Origin of the sequence: Microcystis sp. BLCC-F209, assembly GCF_041928595.1 — a bacterium.
GTDB lineage: Bacteria > Cyanobacteriota > Cyanobacteriia > Cyanobacteriales > Microcystaceae > Microcystis.
Window position 1 is genome coordinate 1 of record NZ_JBHFLL010000269.1, and the last position, 17,404, is coordinate 17,404.

Consider the following 17,404-nt stretch of genomic DNA (forward strand, 5'->3'; position numbering starts at 1 on the left):
AAGCCACTCTTAATCGTGTCTTGGAACGAAATAGAGGCTTTTAAAGACTGCGTACATGGAGAATTAAAACAAGAATTACCCTCGAAAAGCCTATTTTTCCACTAAGTATTTATGCTCATTGCAAAGGTGAGATGCTCCCGGCTCATACTCATACTAAAGGTACTTTGAGAACCTATGACGCTCCTTCTAAAACTCAACATGATTTTGATAGAATATATGCTTTGTTAACAGAGTTAGATGCAGAATTGCAACGTCATAAATGTTGACTTATTTCTCGTACAATCGCTTTTAGCGCACCTTCGACAAAGACAATCAGTCAAAATTAAACCCCCTAACCGGCGAAAATTAACTGCAAGCGATCGAAAAACTGGGAAAATATTCAATTGATTCAATGTCATCTTTTTTAACTATCCTGCCCATGAATAATCAGGTCATCCGTACTGATAAAGCTCCGGCCCCTGTGGGTCCCTATAATCAAGCGATCGCCGCTACCGGTCCTTTTCTCTTTGTTGCGGGACAAATTCCCCTAGATCCCGTCACGGGTGAAATCGTCTCCGGGGAAATTAGCGCCCAAACCGAACAAGTTATGGCCAATCTAGAGGGCATTTTAACCGCTGCCGGGGCTAATTGGTCAAATGTGGTGAAAACTACCGTCTTTCTCTCGGATTTAGCCAATTTCGGGGCGATGAATCAAGTTTATGCCCGTTATTTCCCCCCGGAAACTGCCCCGGCCCGGGCCTGTGTGGAGGTGGCCCGTCTTCCCAAAGATGTGCTAGTGGAAATAGAATGTATTGCCGCTTTAGCCTAAAAATTAAGGTGGGCAATGCCCACCCTAAGGGAATCTCTCTCTAGACTACTAAAGCTTCTAGAATCGTCTTATTGTAGATAATTCGCCCTACAGTAGTACGCACATACTGAGAAATTATCTCACCATCCTTCTCCCGGGTTTTGCGCTCCCGATAATATTTCCAGATGCTGCCATCGGGGAGAGTTTCCGTTTCCAGGACTTCCTCATCGGGTTTATTGGTTTTCACCTTTTCTCCGACTGGTAAACGCAACCACACAGAAGCGTGCAGATCCACCAATCCCTGATCAAAAGCGCGAATAGCGTCATCCATGCTGGCGAAATAACGACCTCCACCCTTTTGGGCCTTGGGATTTTCGGCCGTGAGATAATAACAACCCAAAACCATATCCTGAGAAGGGGCAACAATCGGGCGACCGGTCGCCGGTGAGAGAATATTATGACAGGCCAACATCAATAATCGCGCTTCCGATTGTGCTTCCAGGGAGAGGGGAATATGTACGGCCATTTGGTCGCCGTCAAAGTCAGCGTTAAAAGCGGGACAGACGAGGGGATGTAACTGAATCGCCCGGCCCTCCACCAGTATCGGTTCAAACGCTTGAATGCCCAAACGGTGCAGGGTGGGGGCGCGGTTTAACATCACCGGGTGTCCCGTGATTACTTCATCCAAGACGTGCCAAACATTGGCATCCCCCCGTTGGATCATTTTCTTGGCTGCCTTGATATTATTGACGATGCCTAATTTAATTAAACGATGGATAACGAAGGGTTGGAACAATTCGATCGCCATTTCCCGGGGTAAACCGCATTGATAGATCTTCAATTTCGGACCGACAACGATTACCGAACGTCCCGAATAGTCAACCCGTTTACCGAGGAGATTTTGACGGAAACGCCCCTGTTTACCCTCGATAATATCCGATAAAGACTTCAGGGCGCGATTATTGGCCCCCACCACCGTGCGACCGCGACGACCGTTATCAATTAAAGCATCGACGGCCTCCTGTAACATCCGTTTTTCGTTGCGGACGATAATTTCCGGGGCGAGAATTTCTTGCAGACGGGATAAACGGTTATTGCGGTTAATCACCCGACGGTAGAGATCGTTCAGGTCAGAGGTGGCAAAACGGCCGCCGTCCAACTGCACCATCGGGCGTAAATCGGGAGGAATCACGGGAATTACGCTTAAAACCATCCATTCTGCCTGAGAACCCGTGGCGATAAAGTTATCGATTACCCGGAGACGTTTAATTAATTTTGCCCGTTTTTGCCCTTTACTTTCGACAATTTCCGTCCGCAGTCTTTCCGCTTCTTCTTCCAGGTTAATTTCCTGTAAGAGTCTTTGGATAGCCTCGGCCCCGATACCCACTTCAATGCCGACTAATTCCGAATCCTCCGCGTAGATTTCTTCTTCGATCTCTAACCATTGATCTTCGCTGAGGAGTTGTTTATAACTAAGATTGCCCGCGTTACCCGGATCGAGAACCACATAGGCATTAAAATAGACGATCTGCTCCACGTCCCGCAGGGGCATATCGAGCAGGATACTGAGATAACTGGGAATACCTTTGAGATACCAAACGTGGGTGACGGGGGCAGCTAATTTGATAAAACCCATGCGATGACGACGTACCCGGGACTCGGTGACTTCTACCCCGCAACGTTCACAGACAATTCCCCGGTGACGGACGCGTTTGTATTTACCGCACCAACATTCCCAGTCCTTCGAGGGGCCAAAAATTTTCTCGCAGAATAACCCATCCATTTCCGGTTTGAGAGTCCGATAGTTGATCGTTTCTGGTTTGGTTACTTCTCCGACGACTTGACCGTTAGGTAGGGTTCTTTCTCCCCATTGCCGAATTCTCTCGGGGGACGCTAAACCGATTTTGACGTAATCAAATCTTTGATCTGTTGGAGTCTTCATTCTGAATTTTTTACTATGGGTAATGATTCTGGTATAAGCGATCGCTCTCGCGTTCTCGATGCCCCGATGACAACTATTAGGCAGAAACGACAGTTAACTCAGTCACTTTTTCTTCGGGTCAAACTGGCCTGATCGAGTCCGGGACATTACATTATACAATTTTTCTAGTTCGATCGACCATTAAGTGATATTTTCCCAGATGGTGATGCTGCCGTCGGCCGCGGCCGCCGCTAGGTGGCAATAATCGGGGCTGAGAACTAAACTGGAGATCGGCGATAATCGCCCATCGGCAGGGGTGAGAGTTGCGATCTCCTGTTGAGAATTGGCTAACCAGATTTTAATCTCTCCGTCGGTTCCCCCAGTAAATAACCATTGACCCTCCTCTGCAAATACCAAGCTTGTCACCTGACCATTATGGGCATTAATCACCCGAATTGGCGCAAAATGACCGCTTTTCTCCGGGTGGTAGTGCCAGATCTTCACCGTCCCATCCACACAACCGGCGGCAATAATCTGACTATCGGCTGCGATCGCAATACTCTGCACCGAAGAAACGTTACCTGATAAGACGGCGATTTTTTCTCCCGATCCTAATTGCCAGAGGGTGACAGTGCCATCACCTCCAGCTGCGGCGATAAAATCTTGATTAGGAGCCACTGCTAGGGCATAAATTGCCCCCAGACTGTCATAGGAGCTAAATTCTTCGTTTTCCTGCTCTAAATTCCACTGTTTTAGGGTTTGATCGTAACTACCACTAACCAAAAAATGCCACCGAGGGGCAAAATCTAGGCCGTGAATCGAACCGAGATGACCGAGGAAAATTTGATCTAATTCCAGATTACTGCCATCGCTGGCTAAAGTCCATAATTTAACGGTTTGATCGAATCCCCCCGTCGCTAGGTGATAATCGCCCTTTCCGGTGACTGCTAGGGCTAAAATGCCCTGATCATGAGCTTCCACCGTATTAATCAGGGTTCCTCTCGCAAAATCCCAGATTTTTAGGGTACGATCCCAACTAACGCTAATTAAAAACCGTTGATCCTCGGTAATTGCGATCGCTGTAATCATTTCCCGATGGCCGGTCAGACGGCGATAATAGTGCCAATGGGGGACAGGGGGGGAAGTGGGAGTTAAATTAAGGGCAGGTAGGGTGATTTGTGGCTCATTTTCCGCTTTGGTGGCGGGAATATCCGCCGATTCTTCGTTAAGCGGTAAAATATCTCTGTGTAAGCGACTGTAGGATTTTTCCAGATGTTCGATGCGTTCCAGCAGCGCGTTACGGTTGATGTATTGAATAATTTGATTGTAGGACTGTTCGAGGGCGACAATATTCTCCTCTAATTCTGCGATCTCGCGTAGCGAGCGCGTTGCGACCGCAAGGTCGTTATCGCTGGCCACTGCGGGATCGAGGGACTGTATTTGGGCCGATAAAGCTTCTTTTTCTTCTTCCCACTGCTCCTGTAAATGACCGGTTATCTCGGTTAAGCGTTGACTTTGCAGGGTTCTTTCTCGGAGACGATTGAGAATATTCAACCCGAAAGTCACGACTAGGAGGAACAAAGGCAAAAACCCCGCACCCATGGCGATAAGGGTAAGCAGGGTTAATCCTAGGGCGATATATTCCGCTAATTCTAGCCCATGGAGGCGATGGTCGGTCATTTTGCAGTTACCGGTAAAGGGATTTTGATCATCTCCTGATTTCAGACTCATGGTAACGCTAATTGCCGCCTTGGGATTGACTAAAATTAATTTTTAAGCAGGAATTAAGACTTTTTCCTTAGTTTCTATCGGTGCGGTTAAAGCGGATTCTAAATCGGCCTTCCCTAGTCTTGCTTCCAAAATTTTCAGCACTTCCCGTCCAAAATCATCGGGATTTTGTCGCCATGCTTGCAGACAAACTTCGCCAAAAAATGACCCCAAAGGTTCGGGATTCCAGAGCAGTTTTTTGGCTGTCCAGGGCATTAAACTCATGGGATCGTAGTCGGGTTTAATAATTTCTTTTTTGAAGGCGTATTCTTCTAGATGGGTGTGGGGTTGTAGCCCGATAAAAAAGATGGCTGGTTCCACTTTATCGACTCCAAAAATATTTTCTAATTCCCGATGATAGGCGATAGTTTGACGAATGGTTTCTAGGGTTTCATCAATAACATTAAAAGAATAATTTACCGAAACCAGATCATTAAAACCTGCCGCTTTTAAGTCTCGACAATTTTGCAGAACTGTCCGTAAATTATAGCCCATACGCATTTTGCGGACTAATTCCTGAGAACCACTGGTGATACCAATTTCAAAGTAGTTCATGCCTGTTTTTACCATTAAATCGCACAGTTTCGGGGTGAGATTATCGGCACGAATATAGGCAGCCCAACGTATATCTTTCATCCCAGCATCGAGGATTTTTTCTAATAGTTCTTCTACATCGTCGATAAATTTTCTGGCGGGGATAAATTGGGCATCGGTAAACCAAAAATTGCGAATGCCGCGGTCGTATAATTGGCGTATTTCCTTAACTACTTCATCGGCAGGATTAATGCGTACTTGTTTCCCTTCGACGACGGTATAGATGCAGTAGCAGCAGTTATGGGGACAGCCGCGCTTGGTTTGTACCCCGATATAAAAGTCGTTTTCTTGGAAATAGTAGGAAAATTCCGGCCAAATACTGGCGATGTAGTCGTAGTTACAAGCGGATTTTTCTAACGGGGTGGGGGATTCGTGGATTAAACGCGGCCGGGGTGTGGTTTCTCCGACCACATAACAACGTTCATCGCTAAAGTCCCGGCCAGAGAGGAATTTTTCTAGCAGGGTTTCCCCTTCTCCTACTGATACAATTGTTCCTGTGGGCAGTTTGGTTTTTAGTTGTTCGTAGAAAACACTGACGGCACCACCCCCGACGATAACTCGCGCTTCGGGATGGTATTTTCTGGCCCGCTGCAACCCGCGGCGAATTAGTCCCTGATTGCGCCATAATTCGCCGTAGTAGGCGGTTGTCACCTTTAAACCTCCTAAAGCACCTCGCAGCTTGATTAGGGGGTTTTTAGCGTAGTAAAATTCAAAGGCGTTTTGCAGGGGATTACCACCGCGACCACCGACGGGGGCATATATTTGAATATCCCGCCAGGAGAATACTAGCAGGGTGGGCCGAAATTCGTCAACACAGCGATCGAGTGCCTGGTTAAAGTCTAAGGGGGGGACGGTGCCAAGGTCAAAAATCCTTTGTTCGATGTCGGGGAATAGTTTATGAACGTGGTCGGAAAGATAAACCACACCGATGGGGAAAATGGGGTTACAGGGGAGTCTAACGTAGAGGATGCGTTGCGCTTGCGGTTGAGTCATGAGATTTCTGAATGGGACGAGGACGCATTCTGAGTAATCTTAATATAACTTAACTTTGTCCGGCTTGTCTGGCAGTTATCAGTTATCAGTTATCAGTTATCAGTTATCAGTTATCAGATGTGAGTTTTCAGTTCACTGTTTACTGTTTACTGAAAAGCTTCCCACACCCCACACCCCACTTCCCCACTTCCCCACACCCCACACCCCACACCCCACACCCCACTTCCCCACACCCCACACCCCACACCCCACACCCCACTTCCCCACACCCCAATTCATAATTCATAATTCATAATTCATAATTCATAATTCATAATTCATAATTCCCACACCCCACTTGCGTCTAAGGTTAAACTTTAATTCCTAGTACCTGTGTATGGGTTCCCCGCGCTTGGGTGACACCGATGGTTCTTTCCGATGCTTCAATCATCGGCCGACGCAAACTAACGACAATAAACTGCGCTTGTTGTGCTTGTTTTTGAATCATTTTAGCCAATTTTTCTACATTGGCCCCATCTAAAAACATATCCACTTCATCAAACGCATAAAAGGGAGAAGGACGATATCTTTGTAGGGAAAAAATAAAGCTTAAAGCGGTTAAAGATTTTTCACCTCCAGACATGGAACTTAATCGCTGTACGGGTTTTCCTTTCGGATGTGCCACCAGATTTAAGCCACCATTAAAGGGGTCATTTTCGTCTTCTAGTTGTAAGTAACCATCGCCATCGGACAGGGTGGCAAATATGGTCTTAAAGTTTTCGTTCACAGCAGTAAATGCTTCCTGAAAAGCATTAAATCTGAGGGTGGTAAAGTTTTCTATCCGTAAAAGTAGTTCGGTTCTTTCTCCTTCTAGAGTTTGCAGTTTTTCTGATAGTTCATCTAATCTCTCTTTAGTTTTTTGGTATTCTTCTAAAGCTAACATATTCACAGGTTCTAAAGCTGCCAATTTCTTTTGTAACTGCCGAATATCGCTTTGAATTTTCTCGAAATCTCGCTCACTTTCGGGAATTTCTGGCAAGGGATTAGGTAAGTCGCTTTCTAGTTGACTAATTTCTGTCTGTAAAGTGGTTAGTAATGCTTGTCTTTCCTCTTGATTGTTGACTAACTTTTCCGATTGCCAGATAGCCTGTTGTTGCTGGTTTTGTTGTTGTCGCAAAACTGTCTCTAATTGGTCTCTTTTTTGCTTGGTTTCCCCTAGTTGTCGGGATAATTGCTGTAAAGCTTGATTGATTTCTAAAATATGCTGATCAAGTTTTTCTATCTCCAGATTACCGATATTTCTCTGATTAACTGCATCGGTGATTATTTTCTCAATCTCAATAATTCTATCCGCAGACTCTTGACTTTTTTCCTCTAGTCTGATTTGTTGACTTTGCAGGTCTTTTAACTGTTCGCGGACTGTAGCGAGGTGATTTTCTTGGGTTTTTAACTGCAATTCTTGACTGCGAATTATTCCCTGTACCTGTTGCCATTCGCTATGGGTATGATTGGCCTCTAAAGCAGTTAATTTTTCCTGTTCTTGCTGTAAGGATAACTCTAACTCAGGAATTTCTCCGGTTAATATTTCTAACCGTTGACGAGAAATAGTCATTTCCTCTTGCTGGCCCGATAATTGACGGGTTAAATCCTCTTTTTCTGTGGTTAAACGTTCTAAATCCTTGCTTAATTGTTGTAGAGATAATTGATTTTCCCGATGACTTTGACGGGTTTCGGTTAACTGTTGGGTTAACTGACTGATAAGATTATTAACTTGAGTAATTTTTTCTTCGTTGCGGGTAAGAATGCGATCGATTTCTGCTAATCTTTCCCGTAGAGATTCCGCTTCACTAGACTCCTTGGGAGAAATTTTACCAAAACGTAGCCCCGATCGCGTCGGTTGGCTGCCTCCGGTCATAGCGCCAGTCATCTCTAATAACTCGCCATCCAAAGTAACGATGCGATATTGATTGATATAATAACGGGCAGAATCTATATCCTCGAAAACCACGGTACTGCCAAAAATATAGTTAAAAACCTCCCGATACTGGGGTTGAAACTTAACCAAATTCACCGCTAAATCCAGATAACCCCGCGCATGACGCAGAGAGGAAATATCCTGGGGACGGGGAGGACGAATTTTATTCAGGGGTAAAAAAGTGGCCCTACCGATGCGACGCTGTTTTAGCAAGGCAATTCCGGCAGCCGCAACGCTATCATCTTGGACGACTACATGACCTAAACGACCTCCGGCGGCGATTTCCAGAGCAATTTGATAACGTTCCTCTACTTCCCCCAATTGTGCCACTAATCCGCAGATTCCGGGCAAATCTGACTGTAACAATATTTGAGTAGCATAGGTTCCCTGGGCCTCCTGTTGCGCTTGCTTGGTCGCTTCCAGTTTATCTAATTCCCTCTGTTTGTCCCGTTGTTCCTTGAGCAGACGTTTTTGGGTGTCCTGACTGATGACGCGATTTTGTTCGGCAATGGTGAGTTTTTGGGCTAAATTTTGAATATCGGGTTCCGATTGATTAATTTTTTGTAATATTTCTTGACTTTCTTCCGTTTTTATGCTAATGACTTGCTCTAATTCTTGCAGACGTTGACCAGCTTCTACTATATTAGTTTGCAATCGATCGCATCTTTCGGTCAATTGGGCCCGTTGGCTACGGTAGGGGTTTAATTGTTCCTGAAGACGGGTAATATTGCGGGAAAGGTCACTTTGTTCTTTTACCCAAGCTTCTGACGCTTCCGCGAGACTACTTGCTTGCAGACGATGGGTTTCTAGGGTTTCCCTTGCGGTTTGGGTTGTCCGTAGGAGATTGGGTAAAATTTCAGTTTCTAAACGGCTTTTTTGGGCAGTAATCTGGTTTAATTCGCGATTATAGCGATTAATTTCCTCTAAAAGTCTGGTTTTCTGTGCCTGAGATTCTTTTTCGAGGTTTTCTAACTCTTTTTGTCGTTGTTGCTGTTGTTGTCGTTTGGCCTGTTGACTCGCTAATCGGGAAGTTAGGGACAGGTGTTCATCTTCCCCGAAAGCTTTGACCTGTTGATTGAGTTTCTCTAATTCTTGACTATTTTGGGCGATTTGTTCGGATAAATTGGCGATAGTCTCGGTTAAAACCTGTTTTTCCTTTTCCCCAGCTTGAATTTGTCCTTGTACTTGCTGGCAGCGCTGCTGGAGATTTTGCCAATGGAGGACAATTTCCCATTGTTGTTTTTCTTGGACTTGGGCCTTGAGTTTTTGGTATTTTTCGGCTTTAATGCGATCGAGTGCTAATTTCTCCAGAGATTTTTGCAATTCTGTGGCAATAATTTGGCAGCGTTCTTCCCTTTCTTTAACCGAATCGATATTCTCCTTAGTTTTCTCAATTTTGCGGTCAAATTCGGCTACTCCTGCCAATTCGTCGATAATTTCTCGTCTTTCCTTGGCATTCATGCTGATAATTCGGGTTACGTCCCCCTGTAACACCACGTTGTACCCTTCGGGATAGATGCGTAAACGGTTTAATTGGTCGTGAAGTTCGCTAACCGTACAGGTTTCCCCATTGATATAGTAGGTAGAAGTATAGCTGCCACCCTTAGCCACTTTTAAGCGTCGGGAAACCGTCCAATCCCTATCGGTTGCGTCAGGAATATCGCTAACATCAAAAGTCACCGAAACACTCGCTTCTGAGCTATGACGTTGACTGTTATAGCTGTGATTGACTAAATCCGGTAATCTTTCGGCCCGCATTCCCTTGGAAGTAGCTAATCCCAAGCAAAATAGCAATGCGTCAAGGATATTCGACTTTCCCGAACCATTTGGACCAGAAACCACCGTAAACCCCGGTAAAAAGGGTATAGGAGTCGTTCCCCCGAAGGATTTGAAGTGTGAGAGTTCGACCTTTTTGATGTAAACCATGGCAATAAGCAAAAAGTAGGCAAGCTATCAGCTGTCAGCTGGAATCGATAAGGGATAACTCCGGTTTATCCTTGACAATATCCTCAGACTTGACCGGAGATGAGTTTGATTAGTTGCGTAGTTGGAAAATTTTATGACAACACCCTTATAGAAAAATATAGCTGATAGCCCCCTTAGATGGCTTGAATCCATTCCTTGACTTGGTACTCTGTCCAGATGCCATTTTGCCAGTAGGGATCCGCTTCGATTAATTCTCGCACTTCTGACTCGCTGGCTGCCTGATAAATTGCGAAAACTTGGCTTAAATCTGCCGTTGGTCCGATAGTAACGAGAATTCCCCGTTCTTTCTGTTGATTTAATCCCTCTAGATGCGCTTGACGATAGGGTGCGCGTTTTTCCAGCACATTTTCACAATAACTACCCCAGACAACAAATTTCGGCATATTTGACCTGTACTCTCTTGATCTGTTGCTATTTTACGATCGAATCGTCAATCAGACTAAATCAATCTAGAAAAGTGGGGGGGGGTTGGAGTTGGCTGATTTTGTCTATGCCAAAGTTTTACAGAAAGTTTAAGTAGAGTAATCGATAAACTACGCCTACCCATTAGTTTGAGGTAGGCGTTTTTAGCTAAGGAAGTCTCAAATTAGTTAGGGACTTTTGCGAAAGACAAGACCTATTCCTCCTAAGGTAATTAAACCGATAACGATAGAAGGTTCAGGAACTTTGCTAAAAGTTAGGCTACCTTGTCCTGCAATACCCAAGCGAGGAGTATAGGTAAAAGCCGCTTCACTTAGTTCAAAAAATCCGCTAGTCAGGGCAAAATTAGCGATGGGAAAGAAGGCATTAGTAGAGGTGACACTATAATCGATGCCAATAAAAGTCCCATCGAAATAATTAGCCACGGGAGGGGCATCGGCCGAAGTGAGATTAAAGCTATGGTCGAGGAGATTAAAACTAATATTGGTCAAGGGGATAGATTCAAAATCTACGCCTGTAATCGCCCCATCATCGAAACTGGCCGAACCAGAATAACTCCCATTCAGACTTCCAGAAGTTATAACACCTTGAAAATTGTAGGTGATATTTGCCGCTTGTAAACTATTGACATTGACGGCAAAATATGCTAGGGCTAAACCTGTGATTACAGCAACTTTATTCATGGAAATTACTCCTTAAAAAAAACGGTGGGCATTGATAGCCCACCAAAAAAAACTAGAACAGGAAATTGGCAAGGTTATTCAAGACCGCCACCGCAACGTTATTAATTAACGCTAGGGGTAAAGGACTTGCGGCAGTTCCAAAACCATCAGTATCGATATTGAGAACCGTACTACTACCACGAGCAGTAAAAGTGATATAACCATCAGCAATGGGATTACTGCCGGTGTAATTCAAACTATTAAGCAGTTGCGTGAGAACAATTTTGTCGCTGCCGACGGTAAAATCAGTAATAGTATCACTGCGATCGCTCAAACTGACATAAACAAACAAATCATTACCACCTAAACCAGTTAGGGTGTCGCGACCTTGAAACCCGACTAAGACATCATCACCGGTAGTACCCACTAGATTATCAATGCTGGCCGTACCCGAACGAGTGGAACGCAAAACTTCATCACTGCGGAAATTGAGGTTTTGCAGACGGGTATCAAATTCTCTGCTCACATCTTCCCCTAAAAAGGGTTGATTGAAGAAATTCGCCCGTAAATACTCCGCAAAAGCGTCCTGTTCCGTACCATCGGGGGCAAAAGTTGCGTTACCAGTGAAGTTGGGTGTACTGCCTAGCAAATTGACGCGATTGCGCTGGGGAATGGTATAACCATCACCGCCACCAAGAAGAAAAGAAAGCGTCACCATGCGGAAGCTACGATTAGCATCACCGACAATTGCGCCATTTTGCACCACCACATCGATAACTGTGCCGTTTTCATCCTTGATTACCAAAGATTTTATCCGACTGCCAGCGGGGTCATCAAGGTCGAAACTGAAGGCCATTCCTCCCACTTGCGGGAAACGGCCTTGGGAATTAGCAGGGTCGTTTGTACTAGCCGCCAGACCATACTCCAAAATCCCCTTTAATTCACTAGCGGTGACAGTGGTGAGACTAAGGGAATTATTAAAACTGAGGGCATTTTTAATCGCTACTTCTGAAATTCCCCCGGCCGGTTTCACTCCGGGTACTTCTTCCGGTGCTACCCGTACTGCTTCCGTACCGGTGGGAACGATGATACTGCCAATGCTATTGCGAATACCACCGCCATTTTTCAGGGAAATAACCACGTTAGCATCGGTTTTTTTGGCCTCAGCTAGGTTAGCATCGGCGGTAATATTGCCGAGGTTGGTTTCCTGTTGGCGAACTCCATCTAATCCTGTCCCCGACCGTTGACCGTTGAGGAAAACTCGCGTAAAACCGAAGAAATTGCCTTCTTGAGCGTTAATAACCCCTCTGAGGGCATTGGTAATCCCCCGAATTTCGGGGTCTTCTAATCCTGTTCCCCCCACTTCCGTCACCCCTTGGGCATCGGTGGCGTAAGCACCGCTAATATTGGGATTGTAGCTTTCGGGAATGATATGACCACTGCTATCAAAATCGAGAACTAAGCGCCCGACGTACTTATAATTGGCATCGGTATTAACTACCGCTACCGGTTTTCCCTCCGGGTTAGTTTTGACAATGGGGTAAACGCCCTGGAAGGTGTCTCCGGCGCGTAAACGGTCATTTTCGTCGGTTAAACGAGTATGGGAACCACCAGCGACAATAATATCGACATTGCGTAAACGTTCCGCTAGGGTCTGTTCGATCGATAATTGTTGCATATGGGCTAACAAAACGACCTTATTCATCCCCGGATTAGCGGCCAAAAGTGCATCGACGGAAGCTTGAATAATGGCCGCTAAAGCATCAAGGTCATTTGGATTAGCAGGAGAAACTCCCACGTTACCCGGACTGGAAATTGAGCGTAAAATCGGGGTGGTTGCCCCAACAATGCCAATTTTCTCGCCATCGGACAGAGTAATCACCGTACTCTTAGCGATTTTATTAGCAATGGTACTCGCTTCCTGACCATCGGCAGTCACTAAACTGGCTAAGTTGGTATCGGGGGCAAAATTAAGATTAGAACTGAGATAGGGGAAATTTGTACCAGGATAGTTGCCATTGGCAAGAATCAAATTACGGACAACTGCTGTACCTTGGTCAAATTCATGATTGCCAAAAGCGTTCGCTTGTACTCCCAAATTGTTGAGAATCTGGATATCGCCGCGGCCAACTGCCCCGAATACCTGTTCGCTGGCCCCGAAAAATAGCCCCGGAATGTAGGCATCTCCAGACGCAAGGGTGAGGGTATTGGCAAAACCTGCTACACCATCGTTATCGATGTCCTGCTGTTTGAGGGCATTTAACACCGCACTCATGCGCGGGGCATCATCAAGGGCTGAAATTCCGCCTTCGTTGTCGGAAAAATGGAATAATTGCAGTTTAAAGGGTTGAGGGGTGGTTAAATTTAAACCAATTAAAACGGGATCATGATCGCTGGTACGATAGGGGTTAACTTGGTAGAGTGCAGAGGGGTTTAAGGGAGGATTGGAGGGATTTTCCCCGGGGTCAACGATATTGTCATCGTAGTCGAAAACACTAGGTTCATCGGCGTTAATGTGCCATTCTGTCACTCCCGTTACCTGGGAGGCTAAACTAGCATTAGCGAGAGCATGGTCAAGATAACCAGCTTGACCATCGAAAACGTAGGAATAAGCGTTAATACCCCCAAATTGACCCACTAAATTTGTATATCCGGCGGATTCGAGCGCTCGAATAGGGTCTTCTTGGGCGTAGGCATTGAAATCCCCGATAATTAAATAATCCCTATCACCGCTATTAGTGGGATCCGTGGCTATCCAATCCCTTAAGGCTAAGGCCGCATTGGTGCGACTGGCATTCCAGAAACCTTGACCATCCCCTCGATCGAAGTTAGGATCACTTGTATTAGTTAAACCCGATTGACCTTTTGATTTTAGGTGATTGACGACTAAATTAAATTTGGCACCGGTATTGACTTCTTGGAAGGCTTGTGCTAGGGCGGGACGATTGCGAGTATCATCGAAACGAGCATCAACGCTACTGTCTAAGATCTTAAAATCACCTACAGGGGTAACTTTAGCGGGTTTGTAGATGATTCCCACCTTAATCGCATCAGTGCCAATTGTACCTGTGGGGATAAAAGCGTAGGTTCCTGCACCTGCAACGGCATTTAAAGCGTTAACAAGCTTAGATATCGCCCCATCGCCGTTATTTTCCAATTCTATCAACCCGAAAACATCGGCATCAAGACCGATAAGTGCCGTGACTAATTTCTCCTCTTGACGCTGGAATTCGTTGATACTATTGGCACCCCGGGCATTATTAGTGCCATTGGCGATGGTGGTAAAGTAATTAAGGACGTTATAACTGGCAATTTTTAGGCGACCACCCACATTAGTGGGCGTTTCTGAGCGATTATTGACCGCTTGGAAGTCCACACCTTGGTTATTCTGGATGCGATAGACTCCAAAACGTTGGTCTAAAACTCCGGTTAATCCCGTTACTGTGTCCCCGGCCCGTAAAATATTACTGGTACTGAGGGGATTGCCACCACGTCCGAATAGAGTCGTCGGAAAAGTGAGATTACTACCATCATCTAGGGTAATTCGTCGCAGATTATTACTCGCTTGTAAAGTATTGGCATCTGTCCCCGGATTGGTAACGTTAGTGGGTTGCTGTAAACGTCCCCCGGAGGATAAAACCACACTACCAAAACGACCAAGTTGGAAATATTCGGTTAAAGAGAGAGTTTCGGCGAAAGTTGTCCGCATTCCCTCAAAAGCTTCTAAAACTTGCGGTTGAGCATTCGCGTTCGAGAGATTGCTAATAGTGGCGGCCGTGGGTAAGGGATTATTATTAGAAATAATTAACGCTTCTGTGATGCTGCTCAGTTGGGTTAAGGATACCCCCGCGTTACCAAATTCACTAACTGTTCCTGTAATTCTAACTTTATCGCCGATAGTAAGGTTAATAATCGGGATATTGCCTTCAAAAATAAATAAACCTTCGGAAGTCAGAGGATTACTATCGCTATCGCTATCTTCCTCCTGAAGATAAAAACCACTTAATCCCGTATTACCCTGGAAATCTCCCACCACGATCGCCTCTACAGTCACCAATTGATTTAAAATTGGACTGACTAAACCCGTGCCTTGAATTTCATGGATTTTTACGAGGGTAGGAGTGGGTAGAATATATGTACTGGGGGCAGCTAAACCAGTCACGGCAATATCATCAATTGCGTATTCATCGCGACTACCGCTACCACTAACATCATCTCCTGTCCAACGCAGGAAAAAATTACTATTAGCGGCGATACTTAATCCAGAAAGGGTAATAGAACGAGTTACCGACTGCCAACCGGAACTGTCCAGCTTATCCGGGGTGATAAAGTCTAAACTGCTAACAGCAGTAAAAGTATTTCCGTCCCCAGAATAGGAAAAATTCAGAGAATTAGCCCGATTTTGGTCGTTGCGAAAGCGGATGATATAGGAAAGAGTAATCGAATCCACTAAGCTATTAGTGACATTCTGTAAGCGTAGGGTGATAGCGCCGGGGGTAAAATCATCTCCTGTGGGTTGTACCCCAAAAGCATTATTTCCCGAAGCGATGCTGAAAGCATAAACTCCCCCAGTGGTGACAGGGTTAGATGTCTGTCCTCTGGCAAAATCTCCTGAAGAAGTACGGGTGTCCCCATGGGTCATGCTGCCATCGGAAAGACCGGAAATAATCCAAAGGTCGGAATCTAGCTGACCTAGACTCGGAATCGGGGCGAATCCCGAACCAGTAAAAGCATTAAAATTTTCTGTAAAGGTAGCGTTACTCATACTGTAGTGATCAAGATGCCTTTACTACCTTAGAGTCCAGAAATTAATCTGGGGTAAACCTGTAGTTAAGGGACAGTGTTAGTTCAATTAAGCAATATTTATCGGTGATTTATCGAATGGGGTGCATTGTCAACTGTATTGCCTTTAAACTGAGTAGGGGTCGAGAAGGTCGTCGTCCCCATCCCCTGCCATTCCGAACCGTACATGAGACTTTCACCTCATAGGGCCTCTAGTTTGACTGTTCCCTTTGTCAAGTTAAGGAAGTTACAGTGAGTTGGATGCTATCTCGATTATTGCCATAGGCGATGATCACATCGTTAGCAAAGCAGTAAAGCCGTCCTGTTTTTGGGGCTATAAACTGTTTATTTGTGCCGATGAGGAAGAAACTATCTTGATCTTTATCAATTGAACCAATCAGTGAAAACCAAGCTGAATTAGGCATTCGTCGTAGTCCTTCACATAGTTTCAGCAAGAAATTAAGTAGGGAGGCACAATTATTTGTAGGATGGGTTAGCGGTAGCGTAACCCATGCGGGCGTTGGGTTTCATGCTTCAACCCAACCTACGTTCATCTTATATTTAATTCCACCCACCCACTTAGGACTTTCATAACCATCAGCATTAGAGGTAATTGTCCAGTCTGTCCATTGACCTGTTGCTTGAAAATGATATTCTTGTCCAGCGACAATACGCTTAAATTCTATAGGGGAGGAAAAGCGCAGGATTTTCCCATGTATCGCCTTTCCTCCTTAAAGATTTCAACTTTGCCATCACTTCAAGAGTTGCACCTTATCTGAGATTATTTTTAATAACCACAAACCAAGGTCTGAAATCAGGTTTGGTGACTTTGATGTGTCCCTGATCGTCTAGAGAAACAATCGTTTTTGCCACACTATCTCCTACATTCCCACCGATGACTTCTAATTGATTGTTATTTTTGGCAACCACAATATCACAATGAGATTCAAAATCTCCTTGATCAATAATCTTCCAATAGGTTAAACCCGCATTTTCTCCTCGCGGCGCACAGATTAGATCGCCAACAGATGGACGAATCCAATCAATGGGATAGCCTCGAAAAGAAGCATTAGGATTGTCCCGATTTTTGACGGCATCAACGATGTAAGTAGCGTGACGGACACTATATTTAAACTGATCACCTGCCCGTGATTGTTTCATAATAAAAGAAATAAAAGCGGCTGACCAAGGATAATTATCCCAGCCTCCTTGATTTTTATCTGCTATTCTGGGTAATCTACAAAAGTCACCTCTAGGGGGTGTTTTTACACTGCGCCAGTAACGATTAACTATGTTACATTGAGCATATTCTAGAGGTCTTTCAGCTGTTCCTGTATCTCTGCGTATTTCAGTATCTGCTTTAGCTCTGACAACAATGGGTGGATTATGAAAATTTCGCCATTCTTTAACAGCGTTTTCAGCCACTTTTTCTTGAAAGATATGAGCTTTTGTTGCCCCAGTAATGACTAAAAAGCTAATAGTTAATAATCCACCAGCAATTAGAGTATTGAAAAGTTTCATAACTCCCTCCTTTCCCT

10 protein-coding genes are annotated in these 17,404 nt (G+C 45.0%); 1 reads left to right on the forward strand and 9 read right to left on the reverse strand.

Annotated features, from left to right (window positions below):
- Window positions 1–391: 391 nt before the first annotated feature.
- The gene (locus ACE1AQ_RS17035) at window positions 392–808 is read left to right on the forward strand and encodes a RidA family protein (protein ID WP_002771650.1); all 417 of its coding nucleotides are present in this window, start codon (window positions 392–394) and stop codon (window positions 806–808) included.
- A gap of 40 nt (window positions 809–848) precedes the next feature.
- Here the strand turns inward: ACE1AQ_RS17035 and ACE1AQ_RS17040 are convergent, their stop codons facing one another.
- The 9 genes from ACE1AQ_RS17040 to ACE1AQ_RS17080 form a co-directional block, all read right to left on the reverse strand.
- On the reverse strand, window positions 849–2,729 hold the full coding sequence (locus ACE1AQ_RS17040) for a DNA-directed RNA polymerase subunit gamma (RefSeq protein WP_004163413.1): 1,881 nt from the start codon (window positions 2,727–2,729) through the stop codon (window positions 849–851).
- Between the two features lie 180 nt (window positions 2,730–2,909).
- A complete protein-coding gene (locus ACE1AQ_RS17045) occupies window positions 2,910–4,439 on the reverse strand; it encodes a WD40 repeat domain-containing protein (RefSeq protein ID WP_110545849.1) in 1,530 nt (509 codons plus the stop codon).
- A gap of 42 nt (window positions 4,440–4,481) precedes the next feature.
- On the reverse strand, window positions 4,482–6,062 hold the full coding sequence (locus ACE1AQ_RS17050; protein WP_110545850.1) for a photosystem II high light acclimation radical SAM protein: 1,581 nt from the start codon (window positions 6,060–6,062) through the stop codon (window positions 4,482–4,484).
- Between the two features lie 349 nt (window positions 6,063–6,411).
- On the reverse strand, window positions 6,412–9,942 hold the full coding sequence (gene smc, locus ACE1AQ_RS17055; protein WP_110543152.1) for a chromosome segregation protein SMC: 3,531 nt from the start codon (window positions 9,940–9,942) through the stop codon (window positions 6,412–6,414).
- Window positions 9,943–10,115: 173 nt separating this feature from the next.
- On the reverse strand, window positions 10,116–10,385 hold the full coding sequence (locus ACE1AQ_RS17060; RefSeq protein WP_002736230.1) for a YciI family protein: 270 nt from the start codon (window positions 10,383–10,385) through the stop codon (window positions 10,116–10,118).
- A 207-nt stretch (window positions 10,386–10,592) separates the two neighbouring features.
- Window positions 10,593–11,105 carry a PEP-CTERM sorting domain-containing protein gene (locus ACE1AQ_RS17065; protein WP_008202879.1) on the reverse strand — a complete coding sequence of 171 codons (513 nt, stop codon included), beginning with the start codon at window positions 11,103–11,105 and terminating at the stop codon, window positions 10,593–10,595.
- A gap of 52 nt (window positions 11,106–11,157) precedes the next feature.
- Complete coding sequence (locus ACE1AQ_RS17070; RefSeq protein WP_110543155.1) at window positions 11,158–15,849, reverse strand: ExeM/NucH family extracellular endonuclease; 4,692 nt, start codon at window positions 15,847–15,849, stop codon at window positions 11,158–11,160.
- Between the two features lie 250 nt (window positions 15,850–16,099).
- Window positions 16,100–16,291 carry a hypothetical protein gene (locus ACE1AQ_RS17075; RefSeq protein ID WP_223210022.1) on the reverse strand — a complete coding sequence of 64 codons (192 nt, stop codon included), beginning with the start codon at window positions 16,289–16,291 and terminating at the stop codon, window positions 16,100–16,102.
- Window positions 16,292–16,637: 346 nt separating this feature from the next.
- The gene (locus ACE1AQ_RS17080) at window positions 16,638–17,387 is read right to left on the reverse strand and encodes a DUF2272 domain-containing protein (protein ID WP_008202884.1); all 750 of its coding nucleotides are present in this window, start codon (window positions 17,385–17,387) and stop codon (window positions 16,638–16,640) included.
- Window positions 17,388–17,404 lie beyond the last annotated feature (17 nt).